At 71.8% G+C, this 13,191-nt stretch carries 12 protein-coding genes; 2 read left to right on the forward strand and 10 right to left on the reverse strand.

The window, feature by feature from the left end:
• Nucleotides 1-2 precede the first annotated feature (2 nt).
• The 6 genes from mreC to F603_RS0122685 all read right to left on the reverse strand — a co-directional run bounded on the left by mreC (nt 3) and on the right by F603_RS0122685 (nt 8,050).
• Nucleotides 3-1,031 (reverse strand): rod shape-determining protein MreC, encoded by a 1,029-nt coding sequence (gene mreC / locus F603_RS0122660; protein WP_019548233.1) that lies wholly within the window; start codon nt 1,029-1,031, stop codon nt 3-5.
• 223 nt (nt 1,032-1,254) lie between these two features.
• Nucleotides 1,255-2,274 carry a rod shape-determining protein gene (locus tag F603_RS0122665; protein WP_026328643.1) on the reverse strand — a complete coding sequence of 340 codons (1,020 nt, stop codon included), beginning with the start codon at nt 2,272-2,274 and terminating at the stop codon, nt 1,255-1,257.
• Nucleotides 2,275-2,546: 272 nt separating this feature from the next.
• Nucleotides 2,547-2,969: a nucleoside-diphosphate kinase gene (gene ndk, locus F603_RS0122670; protein WP_019548234.1), complete on the reverse strand. Its 423-nt coding sequence runs from the start codon at nt 2,967-2,969 to the stop codon at nt 2,547-2,549.
• 362 nt (nt 2,970-3,331) lie between these two features.
• The gene (locus tag F603_RS0122675) at nt 3,332-3,673 is read right to left on the reverse strand and encodes a DUF4233 domain-containing protein (protein WP_019548235.1); all 342 of its coding nucleotides are present in this window, start codon (nt 3,671-3,673) and stop codon (nt 3,332-3,334) included.
• Complete coding sequence (gene folC, locus F603_RS0122680; protein ID WP_019548236.1) at nt 3,673-5,295, reverse strand: bifunctional tetrahydrofolate synthase/dihydrofolate synthase; 1,623 nt, start codon at nt 5,293-5,295, stop codon at nt 3,673-3,675. Before folC ends, F603_RS0122675 begins: the two co-directional genes overlap by 1 nt.
• A gap of 106 nt (nt 5,296-5,401) precedes the next feature.
• Entirely contained in the window at nt 5,402-8,050 is a 2,649-nt protein-coding gene (locus F603_RS0122685) for a valine--tRNA ligase (RefSeq protein WP_019548237.1), read from the reverse strand.
• A 131-nt stretch (nt 8,051-8,181) separates the two neighbouring features.
• Between F603_RS0122685 and F603_RS0122690 the strand changes: the two genes are divergently transcribed.
• Nucleotides 8,182-9,186: a hypothetical protein gene (locus F603_RS0122690; protein WP_026328645.1), complete on the forward strand. Its 1,005-nt coding sequence runs from the start codon at nt 8,182-8,184 to the stop codon at nt 9,184-9,186.
• 336 nt (nt 9,187-9,522) lie between these two features.
• Nucleotides 9,523-10,443 (forward strand): hypothetical protein, encoded by a 921-nt coding sequence (locus tag F603_RS0122695; RefSeq protein WP_245600879.1) that lies wholly within the window; start codon nt 9,523-9,525, stop codon nt 10,441-10,443.
• A 90-nt stretch (nt 10,444-10,533) separates the two neighbouring features.
• Here F603_RS0122695 and F603_RS0122700 read toward each other — a convergent pair whose 3' ends face one another.
• From F603_RS0122700 to F603_RS35165, 4 genes are all read right to left on the reverse strand, one after another.
• Complete coding sequence (locus F603_RS0122700; protein ID WP_019548240.1) at nt 10,534-11,265, reverse strand: response regulator; 732 nt, start codon at nt 11,263-11,265, stop codon at nt 10,534-10,536.
• 105 nt (nt 11,266-11,370) lie between these two features.
• Nucleotides 11,371-11,814: a pyridoxamine 5'-phosphate oxidase family protein gene (locus F603_RS0122705; protein ID WP_019548241.1), complete on the reverse strand. Its 444-nt coding sequence runs from the start codon at nt 11,812-11,814 to the stop codon at nt 11,371-11,373.
• Between the two features lie 447 nt (nt 11,815-12,261).
• Complete coding sequence (locus F603_RS0122710) at nt 12,262-12,762, reverse strand: hypothetical protein (protein WP_019548242.1); 501 nt, start codon at nt 12,760-12,762, stop codon at nt 12,262-12,264.
• A gap of 154 nt (nt 12,763-12,916) precedes the next feature.
• Nucleotides 12,917-13,078: a hypothetical protein gene (locus F603_RS35165; RefSeq protein ID WP_158678672.1), complete on the reverse strand. Its 162-nt coding sequence runs from the start codon at nt 13,076-13,078 to the stop codon at nt 12,917-12,919.
• Between the last annotated feature and the right edge of the window lie 113 nt (nt 13,079-13,191).

Below are 13,191 nucleotides of genomic sequence, written 5' to 3' on the forward strand. Positions count from 1 at the left end.
CGTCACTGGCCTTCCGGTGGGGGCGTCGTGCCTTGCTCCTCGGCGGGCGGTGCGGCGTCGCCCGGCGGACTGCCGGACTCGGGCGCCTCACCCGCGTCCTCCTCGCCCTCCTGCGGTGCGCCGGGGGTCGCCGTGACGGTGACGGTCGGCGTCGGCTTCGCCTTCTCCGGCTTCTTCGCCTCCAGGACGGCGTCCCGCGGGTCGCTGCGCGGTGGCTTGACGACGACGCCGACGATGTCGAGCTTGCTGAAGCCGACGTACGGGCGGACGCTGACGGCCCGCGTCAGGTCGCCCCTGTGCCGGTCCACCTTGGTGACCTCGCCGACGGGGACGCCGGGCACGAAAGGCTTGTCGGCGTTGGAGCCGAAGGTGACGAGCCGGTCGCCCTTCTTCACCTTCGCCTTGCCGTTGAGGAGTTGGACGCTGAGGGCGCGGTCCCCGCCCCCGGTCGCGAAGCCGAGTTCGCTGCTCTTCTCCATGCGGGTGCCGACGGTGAAGTCGGGGTCGTTGGCGAGGAGCACGGTCGAGGTGGAGGAGCCGACCGTGGTGATGCGGCCGACCAACCCGTCGCCGTTGAGGACCGTCATGTCCTTGGCGAGGCCGTCCTTGCTGCCTGCGTCGATCGTGACCGTCCAGGAGAAGCCCTGGGCCGGGCCGATCGCGATGACCTGCGCGCCCTTGACGCCGTAGCTGCCGGCGCCCGCCGTCTTGAGGAGTCTGTCGAGTTCGTGGGCGCGGGAGCGGTTGCGGTCGTCGGAACCGAGCTTCTGGCGCAGCGCGGCGTTCTCCTGCTCCAGCCGGCTGATCCGGTCGTGCCGGGCCCCGGAGTCGCGTACCGCTCCGATGGCGTTGCCGACCGGGTCGACGGCGGAGGCCACCCCCTTCTCCACCGGGCCGAGCGCTGACGCGGCCGCCCCCCTTGCGCCGTCGAGCGGAGACTGCTCGCCGCCCCTGAGGTCCACCGTGATCAACGCGAACGCGATGGCGACCAGCAGGACGAGCAGCAGCCGGCTTTCTCGGGAATCCCTCACGTGCGGCGGCCGTGCCTTTCTCAGTCGGACCGGGTCTTCTTTTGGTCGTGCTGTTTCAGGACATGCTCGGGTCGTACTCAGTTGTGTTCATTTTGCTGTCGAAGACCGTTTCTCCAACGGGCAGTTCGGCGGCGTCCGCTCCAACTGCAACGATCCGCCGCGCGGTTGGTTCCTCGTCCGTGCGGCGGATCGTCCCCGTACTGCGGGCCGGTCCGTGGCCGGGTCAGCGCCTCGGCTGGGCGTCGAGCACCTGCTGCAGCGCCTCGAACTCCTCGACGCACTTACCGGAGCCGAGCGCGACCGAGTCGAGCGGGTCCTCCGCGATGTGGATCGGCATGCCCGTCTCGCTTCTGAGCCGCTCGTCGAGGCCGCGGAGCAGGGCGCCGCCGCCGGTGAGGACGATGCCGCGGTCCATGACGTCGCCCGAGAGCTCGGGCGGGCACTTGTCGAGGGTGGTCTTGACCGCGTCGACAATGGCGTTGACCGGCTCCTCGATCGCCCTGCGCACCTCACCCGCCGAGATGACGACCGTCTTGGGGAGGCCGCTCACGAGGTCGCGACCGCGGATCTCGGTGTGCTCGTCCTTCTCCAGATGGTGCGCGGAACCGATGGTGATCTTGATGCTCTCGGCGGTGCGCTCACCAAGAAGCAGGTTGTACTCCTTCTTGATGTGCTGAATGATCGCGTTGTCCAACTCGTCGCCCGCGACACGGATCGACTGCGCCGTCACGATTCCGCCGAGGGAGATCACGGCGACCTCCGTGGTGCCGCCGCCGATGTCGACGACCATGTTGCCCGTGGCCTCGTGGACCGGCAGCCCCGAGCCGATCGCCGCCGCCATCGGCTCCTCGATGATGTGCACCTGACGCGCGCCAGCCTGCGTCGACGCCTCGATGACGGCACGGCGTTCGACCCCGGTGATACCCGAGGGCACGCAGACCACCACGCGCGGCCTGGCAAGGTAGCGGCGCTTGTGGATCTTGAGGATGAAGTAGCGGAGCATCCGCTCCGTGATCTCGAAGTCGGCGATGACGCCGTCCTTCAGCGGCCTGACGGCCACGATGTTGCCGGGGGTCCGGCCGATCATCTTCTTCGCCTCGGCTCCGACCGCGAGGATGCCACCGGTGTTGGTGTTGATGGCGACGACGGACGGCTCGTTGAGGACGATCCCGCGACCCCTGACGTACACCAGCGTGTTGGCGGTCCCGAGGTCGACAGCCATATCACGGCCGATGAACGACATGTTGTTCGCCATAGGATGCGTCTGGCCTTCCGGAAGTGGAGGGTTGTGTGTGGGACGACGGCAGGGAGTGAAAGCGCCCGCTTGGCGTCGCGCTGCGCAAGGGTTCCATCGTAGACGCGGTTTCCCGAACGCGTAGAGACGGTTCCTCCGTCATTGTGAGTGGAACCGCGAGCGTCCCTCGTAATGAGGACGTCGTGTCGGCGAGACGGGTTCCACCGCGGGCGCTCGGCCAGTTGGCGTGCCGCAGGCCGCGGAGGCGGCAGGCCGACGGCTCAACTCACCTCGGGAAAGAAGAGCTTGATCTCCCGCTCGGCCGACTCCTCGGAGTCCGAAGCGTGGATGAGGTTCTCCCTGACGATGGTGGCGTGGTCGCCGCGGATCGAGCCGGGGGCGGCGGCGATCGGGTCGGTGGGTCCGGCGAGCGCACGGATGCCCTCGATCACCCGTTCCCCTTCGACGATCATCGCCACGGAAGGCCCCGAGGCCATGAACTCCACGAGCGGCTCGTAGAACGGGCGGCCCTCGTGCTCCGCGTAGTGCTGTTCCAGCACGGGGCGTTCGATGGTGCGCAGGTCCATCTCGACGATCCGCCAGCCGGCCTTCGCCTCGATACGACCGATGACCTCGCCGACGAGGCCGCGGCGGACGGTGTCGGGCTTGAGCAGGACGAGGGTTCGCTGGCTCGGCTGGCTCACAGTGGGCTCCTTGGCTTCCTTGGCTGACGCCGACGTCCGGTGAGTGGCACCGGCCCGCCGCGCGAGGGCTACGGGCCCCGCTTGGCCCGCTCCGCGAGACGCCGGCTACCGGGGAAGGCGAGGGGGCGTCCGCACCCGGGCGCGGTCGGACAGCGGACCGCGGCCCGTGCAGGCGATACGCAAGGGGGTTGGAGAGAGGCTACACGGCGCAGGCGCGGCGGCTTCACGCAGCACCTGGCTCCCAGCACGACGCGGCGCACGCCCCGTACGCCGGGGCGCATCCGAGCTCCTCGCACGCCGCACCTCATCCGGCCCCCGCCAAGTCACCACCGGCGCGCGGCCGGACGCCTGCCGGCCGGCAGCTACGCCACGTCAGGTTCCGCCGCATACCGCGCCTTGGCCTCGTCGATCTTCTGTCCGAAGTGGACGGACGCCCACCAGAGCCCCGCGAAGCACGCGCCGAGGAAGAACATCGTCGGGAGGACGAACCCGGCCGCCACGAGCACGGCTTGGAGCACCCAGCCCGCGGGGACCGCCCCCGGCCGCCCGAGCATGCCGCAGAGCACGACGCAGAACGCCATGCCGACCCCGGAGACGAGCCAGACCGTGCCCGTCGAAGCGGCGCCGAGCTGCATCGCCACGAGACCGGCGAAGCCGATGACGAAGAACTCACCGATCAGGGTCGAGGCACACAGGGTGCGCATCAGCGGCTCCTTCCGCCGAGCAGGAGCCTCGCCTCACCGACCGTGATCACCGAGCCGGTGACGAGGACCCCGGCGCCCGCGTACTCGTCCTCGGACTCGGCGAGGGTGATCGCCTCCTCCAGAGCGCTGTCCAACTGCGGCTCCACCTGCACCCGCTCCTCGCCGAAGACCTCGACGGCGAGCGCGGCGAGCGCATCCACGTCCATCGAGCGCGGCGTGGAGTTCCGGGTGAGGACGACCTCGGCGAAGATCGGTTCGAAGGCTTCGAGGAGGCCGCGCACGTCCTTGTCCCCACTGGGCGCCACGACGCCCACGAGCTTGCTGAACCCGAACGCCTCGCTCACCGCCTCCGCGGTGGCACGCGCGCCCGCGGGGTTGTGCGCCGCGTCGAGCACCACCGAGGGGCTCGATCTGACGAGTTCGAGACGGCCCGGCGAGGTCGCGCCGGCGAACGCCTGCTTGACGGCCTCGATGTCGAGCGTGCGTGCCTCCTGGCCCGCGCCGCCGGCGCCGATTCCGAAGAACGCCTCCACGGCGGCGAGCGCGACCGACGCGTTGTGCGCCATGTGCGCGCCGTGCAGCGGCAGAAAGACGTCCGCGTACTCGCCGCCGAGGCCGCGCAGCGTCAACAGCTGCCCGCCGACCGCGAGTTCACGGGAGACCACGCCGAACTCCATGCCCTCCCTGGCGACCGTCGCGTCGACCTCGACGGCGCGCTTGAGGACCACGCTCGCCGCGTCCACCGGCTGCTGGGCGAGGACCACCGTGGCGTCCTGCTTGACGATGCCGGACTTCTCGCCCGCGATCTCGGCCGTGGTGCCGCCGAGGCGGTCGGTGTGGTCGAGCGCTATCGGCGTGACGACGGCGACGTCCGCGTCGATGACGTTGGTGGCGTCCCAGGTGCCGCCCATGCCGACCTCGACGACCCCGACGTCGACGGGGGCGTCGGCGAAGGCCGCGTACGCCATCGCCGTCAGCACCTCGAAGAAGGAGAGGCGGTACTCGCCGCGTGCGTCCACGAGGTCGACGTACGGCTGGACGTCGCGGTAGGTCTCGATGAAACGCTCGGCGCTCAGCGGTGCGCCGTCCACGCTGATCCGCTCGGTGATCGACTGGACGTGCGGGGAGCTGTAGCGGCCCGGGCGGAGGTCGAAGGCGAGGAGGAGCGCCTCGATCATGCGCGCCGTGCTCGTCTTGCCGTTGGTGCCGGTCACGTGGATCGACGGGTAGGCGCGCTGCGGGTCGCCGAGGACGTCCATCAGCGTCTGGATGCGCGTGACCGACGGGACGAGCTTGGTCTCGCCCCAGCGGGTGGCGAGTTCGGCCTCCACCTCGTGGAGCTGCCGGTCCACCTCGGGGTCCTCCGGACGGGCCGGGATCTCCGTGCTCTGCTGGCCGGCCTGGGCCCGCAGGGTGCGGCTGCCGGCCTCGATGACAGCGAGGTCGGGGTCGCGGTCGGCGGCCTCGCCGACGATCTCCTCGAAGGAGCCCGGCTCGGGCGGCACGGTGTCCTCACCTGACTCGGCGGACTCGTCGGGATCGGTCGGGGGCAGGAGTTCACCGGGGCGGGTGTTCCGCTCGTCCGGCTCGTCCGGGTCCGGGTCGGGGCGCTCGTCACTCACGGCGCCCAGTCTACGGAAGCCGCCGCGGACCGGTGCCCCGGGCAGGGGCCGGACGTGCGGACGCCCGGGCGGCGCGTTGGAAGGGGCCGCCCCGGACGTCCGCAGGTCAGGCCGAAGGGAGGCGGTCGAGCTGCTCCTTGAGGCGCGCGATGTCCTCCTCGGCCTTCGCCTTGCGCACGCGGATCTTCGCCACCACCGGCTCGGGAGCCTTGGCGAGGAAAGCGTCGTTGCCGAGCTTGCCCGTCGTCTGCTGGAGCTCCTTCTCGGCCGCGGCGAGGTCCTTGGCGAGTCGCTTGCGCTCGGCCTCGACGTCGATCGCGCCCGAGAGGTCGAGGGCGACGACCGCGCCCTCGACCGGGAGCGACGCCGTCTCGCGGAAGCCGTCGTCGGGCCGCTGGAGGCGCAGGAGTTGGCGGATCGCCTCCTCGTGCGCGGCGAGCGGGGAGCCCTCGGCGTCCGGCACGAGCCGGGCCGGGACCCGCTGGCCCGGCTGGAGCCCCTGGTCGGCGCGGAAGCGGCGGACCTCGGTGACCGCCCGCTGGACGGCGGCGATCTCCGCCTCCGCCGCGGCGTCCCGGAAGCCGGGGTCCTTTGGCCACTCCGCGACGACGAGGGACTCGCCGCCGGTGAGCGTCGTCCAGAGCGTCTCGGTGACGAAGGGGACGACGGGGTGGAGCAGCCGCAGGGTGGTGTCGAGGACCTCGCCGAGGACGCGGCGGGAGACCTCGGCCGGGCGTCCGCCCGCGGCGAAGGTGGACTTGGAGAGCTCGACGTACCAGTCGAAGACCTCGTCCCAGGCGAAGTGGCGCAGGGTGTCCGAGAGGCGCGCGAACTCGAAGTCGTCGTAGTGCGTATCGACTTCGGCGACGACGGCGCCGAGGCGGGAGAGAATCCAGCGGTCGGCCGCCGACATCTCGGCGGGCTCGGGGAGCGGCCCCTCCACGGTGGCGCCGTTGAGGAGCGCGAAGCGGGTGGCGTTCCAGATCTTGTTGGCGAAGTTCCGGGACGCCTTGACCCAGTCCTCGCCGATCGGGACGTCGGTGCCGGGGTTGGCGCCGCTGGCGAGGGTGAAGCGGAGGGCGTCGGAGCCGTAGGCGTCCATCCAGTCGAGCGGGTCGACGACGTTGCCGAAGGACTTCGACATCTTCTTGCCGTGCTCGTCGCGGACGAGACCGGTGAGGACGATGGTGCGGAACGGCGGGACGCCGTCCCTGGCGTAGAGGCCGAACATCATCATCCTCGCCACCCAGAAGAAGATGATGTCGTAGCCGGTGAGCAGGACGTCGGTGGAATAGAACTTCTCGAGGTCCGGGGTCTCCTCGGGCCAGCCCAGAGTGGAGAAGGGCCACAGGCCCGAGGAGAACCAGGTGTCGAGGACGTCCGGGTCCTGGTGCCAGCCCTCGCCGCTCGGGGGCTCCTCGTCCGGGCCGACGCAGCGTGTCTCGCCGTCCGGGCCGTACCAGACGGGGATGCGGTGGCCCCACCAGAGCTGGCGCGAGATGCACCAGTCGTGCATGTTGTCGACCCAGTCGAAGTACCGCGAGGCCAGCTCGGGCGGGTGGATGGCGACCCGGCCGTCGCGCACCGCGTCGCCCGAAGCCTGCGCCAGCGGGCCGACCTTGACCCACCACTGCATGGAGAGCCGCGGCTCGATCGTGGTCTTGCACCGCGAGCAGTGGCCGACGCTGTGGACGTAGGGGCGCTTCTCCGAGACGATCCGGCCCTGCTCGCGCAGGGCGGCGACGATCGCGGAGCGCGCCTCGAAACGGTCGAGGCCCTGGAAGGGGCCGTGGACCGTGAGGGTGCCGCGCTCGTCCATCATCTGGAGCGCGGGGAGGTCGTGGCGGCGGCCGATCTCGAAGTCGTTCGGGTCGTGCGCGGGGGTGACCTTGACGGCGCCGGTGCCGAACTCCGGGTCGACGTGCTCGTCGGCGACGACGGGGATGGAGCGGTCGGTGAGCGGGAGCTTGATCTCGCGGCCGACGAGGTGCGCGTACCGCTCGTCCTCGGGGTGGACGGCGATGGCGGTGTCGCCGAGCATCGTCTCGGCGCGGGTGGTGGCGACGACGACCGACTCCTCGCCCTCGCCGTAGCGGACGGAGACGAGTTCGCCGTCGTCGTCCTGGTACTCGACCTCGATGTCGGAGATGGCGGTGAGGCAGCGCGGGCACCAGTTGATGATGCGCTCGGCGCGGTAGATGAGACCGTCGTCGTACATCCGCTTGAAGACGGTCTGCACGGCGCGCGAGAGGCCCTCGTCCATGGTGAAGCGCTCGCGGGACCAGTCGACGCCGTCGCCGAGGCGGCGCATCTGGCCGAGGATCCTGCCGCCGTACTCCTCCTTCCACTGCCAGACGCGGTCGACGAACTCCTCACGCCCCAGGTCCTGGCGGGACTTGCCCTCTTCGGCGAGCTGCTGCTCGACCTTGTTCTGGGTGGCGATACCGGCGTGGTCCATGCCGGGGAGCCAGAGCGACTCGTACCCCTGCATGCGCTTGCGGCGGGTGAGGGCGTCCATGAGCGTGTGCTGGAAGGCGTGGCCCAGGTGGAGGGAGCCCGTGACGTTCGGCGGGGGGATGACGATCGTGTAGGGAGGCTTCTCGCTCTTGGCGTGGGCCTCGAAATAGCCCCGCTCTACCCAGCGCTCGTACAGCTCCTCCTCTACCTCGGCCGGCGCGTACTGCGTCGGCAGGTCTGCAGGGGCTGCTGAGTGGGGGCCGCGGTGCTCCGGGGCCTGCTGGGTGTTCTCGGTCACGGGCGCCAGTGTACGGGCGGGGATGTCGCAGTCTCGAATCGGTTTCCCCACCGGGGAAGCGCTTGTCGGTGCCGTCGTAGAGGATGTTCTCCAGCGCGTTCGAGGCGAGCAAAGCGGAGGGGAAGCGCCGTATGAGCAGCAACCAGCCCGGTCCCTACGGGCAGCAGCCGGGACAGCCCGGCGGCCAGGGGCCTTACCAGCCGGGGCCGTACGGCCAGCCGCAGCCGGGGCCCAACCCCTATGCGCAGGGCGACGGTTCGTCCCAGCCCGGTTACGGCCAGCAGCCTCCGCAGGCACCGGGCCAGCCAGGTGTGCCGCCCCAGCAGGGGTACGGGTATCCGGGGCAGCCGGGCCCCTACGGGCAGCAGCCTCCCGGCCAGCCGCCGTACGGCCCCCCGCAGCAGCCGGGGATGCCCGTCCCGCCGCAGGGCGGGAAGAACAAGGGGAAGATGATCGCGATCGTCGTCGGCGCGCTCGCCGTCGTCGGCGCGGTGGTCGCCGGGTTCCTCGTCGTCAACGGGGGCGCAGGCGACGGGGACGACATCGCGGACGACGGCAAGCAGTACAAGCTCACGGCGCCGCAGACCGTCGCGGACGAGTACCAGCGGAGCCCCACCTCCTCGGGCGACGGCGGCGTGAAGCCGAAGGACGCCGACAAGTTCGAGGAGTTCGGCGTCAAGGACCCGGAGTCGGTCGGCGCCGAGTACGCGACCGGCACGGAACAGACCGCGACGCAGCTCCAGTTCGGCGGCGTCTGGGGCGAGATCGAAGACCCGCAGCGGGTGCTCGACCTCGCCTTCGGGCTGATGGCGCAGGAGTCGGCGAAGCAGGCCGGCCGTGCGGGGGGCGACGCCAAGGTCGACCTGGAGGGCGAGCCGGAGGAGCAGCAGCCCGAAAGCCTCGGCGACGACGCGGTGATGAAGTGCCAGAGCATCAAGGTCACCGCGCCCGAGGGCGCCGGCGCCAAGGTGGACAGCGTACGTGTCCCGCTCTGCATGTGGGCCGACCACAGCACCGTCGCGCTCGTCACCACCATCGATCCGGCTGCCGCGCTCACCGGCCGGTCGACACCGCTCGACGAGGCGGCGGAGACGGCTGCGAAGGTGCGCAAGGACACCCGCGTAGAGGTGAGCTGACGGGCCAACGCGCGGGCAGGCGGCGCGAGTTGGACGACCTGGACAAGGGCGGCGTTCCGCGGGGCGGGCCGCCGCCCCGCGGGACGGCGTACGCGCAGGTGCCGGCGATCCCGCCAAGTGTTGCGGTATGCGGCTCACTTCGGGTGTACTGCCCGAACGCCCCCGGGGGATCTCGGCTTTCGAGCGAGAGGGCGGCTCGGACCGCAGGCAGCAGCTTTGTCAGCGGAGCGTCTCCGTTTGGGAACGGAGTCGGTGCTCGGGGGTGCGGTCGGGAGCCGGTCCGCCAGGATGGCCCCGCCTGTTCATGTACACGCCTGCAAGGGGGAGCACCCGATCATGAGCACCAACCAGCCCGGCCCGTACGGCGGCCAGCCGCAGCAGCCCGGATACGGATACCCGCAGCAGCCGGGGCAACCGGGCGGAGTGCCGCCCCAGCAGGGGTACGGATACCCGCAGCAGCCGGGGCAGCCCGGCCAGCCGGGACAGCCGGGGCCTTACGGGGAGCAGGGGCAGCCTGGACAGCCGGGTCCCTACGGGCAGCCCGGGCAGCCCGGCCCCTATGGGCAACAGCCGCCCGGGCAGCCGCCGTACGGCCCGCCGCAGCAGCCGGGGATGCCTGTACCGCCGCAGGGCGGGGGCGGCAAGGGGAAGACGGTCGGCATCGTCGTCGGCGCCGTGGTCGTCGTCGCCGCGATCGTGGGCGGGCTCTTCGCCGCCGGTGTCGTCGGCGGCGACGGCGCCTCGTACAAGCTGGAGCCGCCGCAGAAGCTCGCCGGCGAGTACGACCGCCAGGGCGACGTGAAGCGCGGCGAGACGGGCGAGTTGAAGAGCAGCGGCGGCAAGACGAAGAAGATCCCCGACCTCGACGCGGACGGCGACGTCTCGGCGCAGTACTCCTCGGGGCAGAAGAAGGTGCAGCTCGCCGGCGCGTTCGGCGCGCTCTCCGACCCGGAGGCGTCCCTCGACTTCCTCATCGAGGAGCAGACGCAGTCCGTCTCCAAGCTCGGCGTCAAGCCCGAGGACTCGGAGTGGAAGGAGATGAGCCCCTCCGGTTTCGACGGGGACCTCCTCAAGTGCACCAAGTTCACCGGTGCGAGCGGGAGGATGCAGATGTCCGTGTGCGCCTGGGCCGACTCCAGCACCATCGGAACGGTCTTGTACACGGAGCAGAAGGGCATGTCCGCCGACGCGCTCTCCGAGGACGAGATGGCCGACCTCGCCGCCAAGGCGTGGAAGGAGTCGCGCGTCGAAAAGTGACGCGCGACAGGGAGCGGTCCGCCGCGACCGAACCGCCTTACGGGCGGGGAGGTTGCGGCGGACCGCTCCGCTGCGAGGGCGCGGGCGCCGTCAGCCGCCGAGCCGGGCGCCCGGGCGGCGCTCGGTCCGCGGGGTGTCCTTGGCCGAGAGGGCCTGCGTGGCGATCACCGCCGCCTGCACCCGGCGCTCCACGCCGAGCTTGGCGAGGAGCCGCGAGATGTGGTTCTTGACCGTCTTCTCCGCCAGGTAGAGGCGGGCGCCGATCTCCCGGTTGGTGAGGCCGTCGCCGATGAGCTGGAGGATCTCCCGTTCGCGCTCGGTGAGTCCGGGCAGCGTCTCCTCCTCGGCGGCCCCGCCGCCCCTGAGCCGCTCCATCAGCCGCGTCGTCGCCCCCGGGTCGAGCATCGACTGGCCCGAGGCGAGCGTGTGGACGGCGGTGACGAGGTCGGTGCCGCTGATCTGCTTGAGTACGTAGCCGGAGGCGCCGGCCATGATGGCGTCGAGGAGCGCCTCCTCCTCGTCGAACGAGGTGAGCATCAGGCAGGCCAACTCGGGGCAGCGGGAGCGGAGTTGGCGGCAGACCTGGACGCCGTCGCCGTCGGGGAGCCGCACGTCGAGGACGGCGACGTCGGGGCGGAGCGCGGGCACGCGGACGAGGGCCTCGTCCGCGGTGGCCGCCTCGCCGACGACGGTGAGTCCGTCCTCGGCCTCCAGCAGGTCGCGGACGCCCCGGCGCACCACCTCGTGGTCGTCGAGGAGGAAGACGCCGACGGGCCCTTCCCTGTCCGGCCGCTGCCGGGGCTGCTCCTGCTGGGCCGACATCGCTGCCCTCCTGCCTGGTACGTCGAGTGCGTACCATCATTCTCCTCGCGCGTCCCCGGGGTCGACAGGGCCGTTCGGCCCGGGTCGAGGAGGCCGGGTGGCACGTCAGCCGAAGCGGAGCCCGGTGAGGTAGTCGATGCTGATGCGGACGACCTGGTCCATCCGGCCGCCCACCCACGGGTGCAGCATCTCGCCGTAGCGCCGCTGTGCCTCGGCGTCCCGCACGAGTGTCGCGACGCCCGTGACCGTCACGCTCCAGCCGCAGCGGCGCACCAGGTCGACCTCGTCGGCTTGGTAGGCGACGACCGCGCCGTCCTGTGCCGAGCCGAGAAGCGCGGCGCCGGCGTGGGTGCGGATCACCACGTCCTCGTCGACGACGACGTGGTTCACCAACCGGACGGCGGGCAGGGCCTGGTGACTGAAGAGGACGCGCCCGATCGGCACGCTGTCCAGGAGCGCGAGCGCCTCGGGCCGCGGCAGCTCGCTGGGGGACGGCTTCCGTACGAGGCCGGACTGCGGGGCTGTCCGCCGGCCGGTGGTCTCGGTCATCGGTCTCACTCCCCATCAACGCCGCTGCGTGCGGCCGCTCGTGTGGCAGGTGCGCCGGACGCGGACCTTCGGTACGGCTGGCCCGGGCGCCGTGCGAGGCGGTGGCTGCGCCACGAGGCCGGCCCGGCGGTCGTCCTCCCTCCAGTCAATGCCTGGCACCGTGGTGCGGCCAGGGCCCAAGGTCCCGAGCCGACGTCCCGCCGACGCCACGAGCTTCGGGACGTGTCGCCGGGCCGTCCGGCCGTGGTCCGGGGGACGGACGGGGCGTGGGAGTGCGTGGAGTGGGCCGGCTCGGTCGCAGGCTCGGGAGAGGGGAGACCCGGTCCGGATTCGGGGAAGCCGTCGCAGCCATGGACTCCGGAGAGCCGTCTCAGTCACAGACGCGGGGCAGTCGCCTCGGTCACAGACGCGGGGCAGTCGCCTCGGTCACGGACCAGGACAACCGTCTCAGTCCCCTACCCCGGGAAGCGAAACCGCGCGGCGTGCGTACCGCGGCCAGTGGACATCGACACGCACCCTGTGCGCTCGTGCGTAGGCGACGAGGTGGGCCGTGGCGTCCTGCCCGTCGCTGTGGGAGCCGTCCCAGACGGCCACCAGCCGGGCGCAGTTGCGGACGAGGCCCTCGTCGGCCGCGATGCACGCGGCACGGTCGTGCGGGTCGTAGGAGAGGGGACGGGCGAAGGCCGCGAGCATCAGCAACTCGCCGGCGGCGACGGCGTCCTGGCCGGCGAGCCCCGCCGGACGGCCGCCGAGCCACGGAAGCGCCACGACGACGGGCAGCCCCACCCGCCGCGCCGCCCGCGCCGCGAGCAGCGGCAGCCCGGCACCCGCCCGTACGACGGCCCCCGCGCACTCCCCCGCCGATTCCCTGAGCAGCACCGGCAGCTCCCGCGCGAGCCGCCGCAGCGTCCGCGCGGTGAGGTCCGTGTGCCCGACGACACCGATCACCCTGCGCCTCCTAGTAGCGCCACGCGGGCGCCTCCGTCCCGGACCGTGTCCAGTGCGGGCCGCGGAACGCCGTGCAAAAAGGGCCGTTGGACCCGGGGGCGACGGTACCCAACCGGGGCCGCATTGCCGCTCCACGGGCATCGGCCGACGGAGTTCAGCGGCCTCGCGGACGCCTGCCCGACGCCGGTGCGCCGGCCTCGGCGGAGACGGGAGGCGGCGTGCCGGGCCGTTCGGCACGGGCGATCCGGGCGACCGCGCGGGCCGCGCACCTGCGCGAGACCAGATACGGCCGCACCAGGACCTCACTAGCACTCATCGGTCTCCCTCCGCTTTCTCACTCCCGGGCGGCGTCCGTACCTCCCGCCCCCGCCTCGACGCGCACGACGGTAACCCGCTTGGGCAGGCCGGGCGTTGGGCCTCCCGGCCCGT

Origin of the sequence: Streptomyces sulphureus DSM 40104 (assembly GCF_000381025.1) — a bacterium.
Classification (GTDB): domain Bacteria; phylum Actinomycetota; class Actinomycetes; order Streptomycetales; family Streptomycetaceae; genus Streptomyces; species Streptomyces sulphureus.

Coding starts and splice junctions, on each gene's coding strand:
- F603_RS0122665 (WP_026328643.1), bottom strand. CDS start 2,274: ATGTCGTTCATCGGCCGTGATATGGCTGTCGACCTCGGGACCGCCAAC.
- F603_RS0122675 (WP_019548235.1), bottom strand. CDS start 3,673: ATGCGCACCCTGTGTGCCTCGACCCTGATCGGTGAGTTCTTCGTCATC.
- F603_RS0122690 (WP_026328645.1), top strand. CDS start 8,182: ATGAGCAGCAACCAGCCCGGTCCCTACGGGCAGCAGCCGGGACAGCCC.
- F603_RS0122695 (WP_245600879.1), top strand. CDS start 9,523: ATGAGCACCAACCAGCCCGGCCCGTACGGCGGCCAGCCGCAGCAGCCC.
- F603_RS0122700 (WP_019548240.1), bottom strand. CDS start 11,265: ATGTCGGCCCAGCAGGAGCAGCCCCGGCAGCGGCCGGACAGGGAAGGG.
- F603_RS0122705 (WP_019548241.1), bottom strand. CDS start 11,814: ATGACCGAGACCACCGGCCGGCGGACAGCCCCGCAGTCCGGCCTCGTA.
- F603_RS35165 (WP_158678672.1), bottom strand. CDS start 13,078: ATGAGTGCTAGTGAGGTCCTGGTGCGGCCGTATCTGGTCTCGCGCAGG.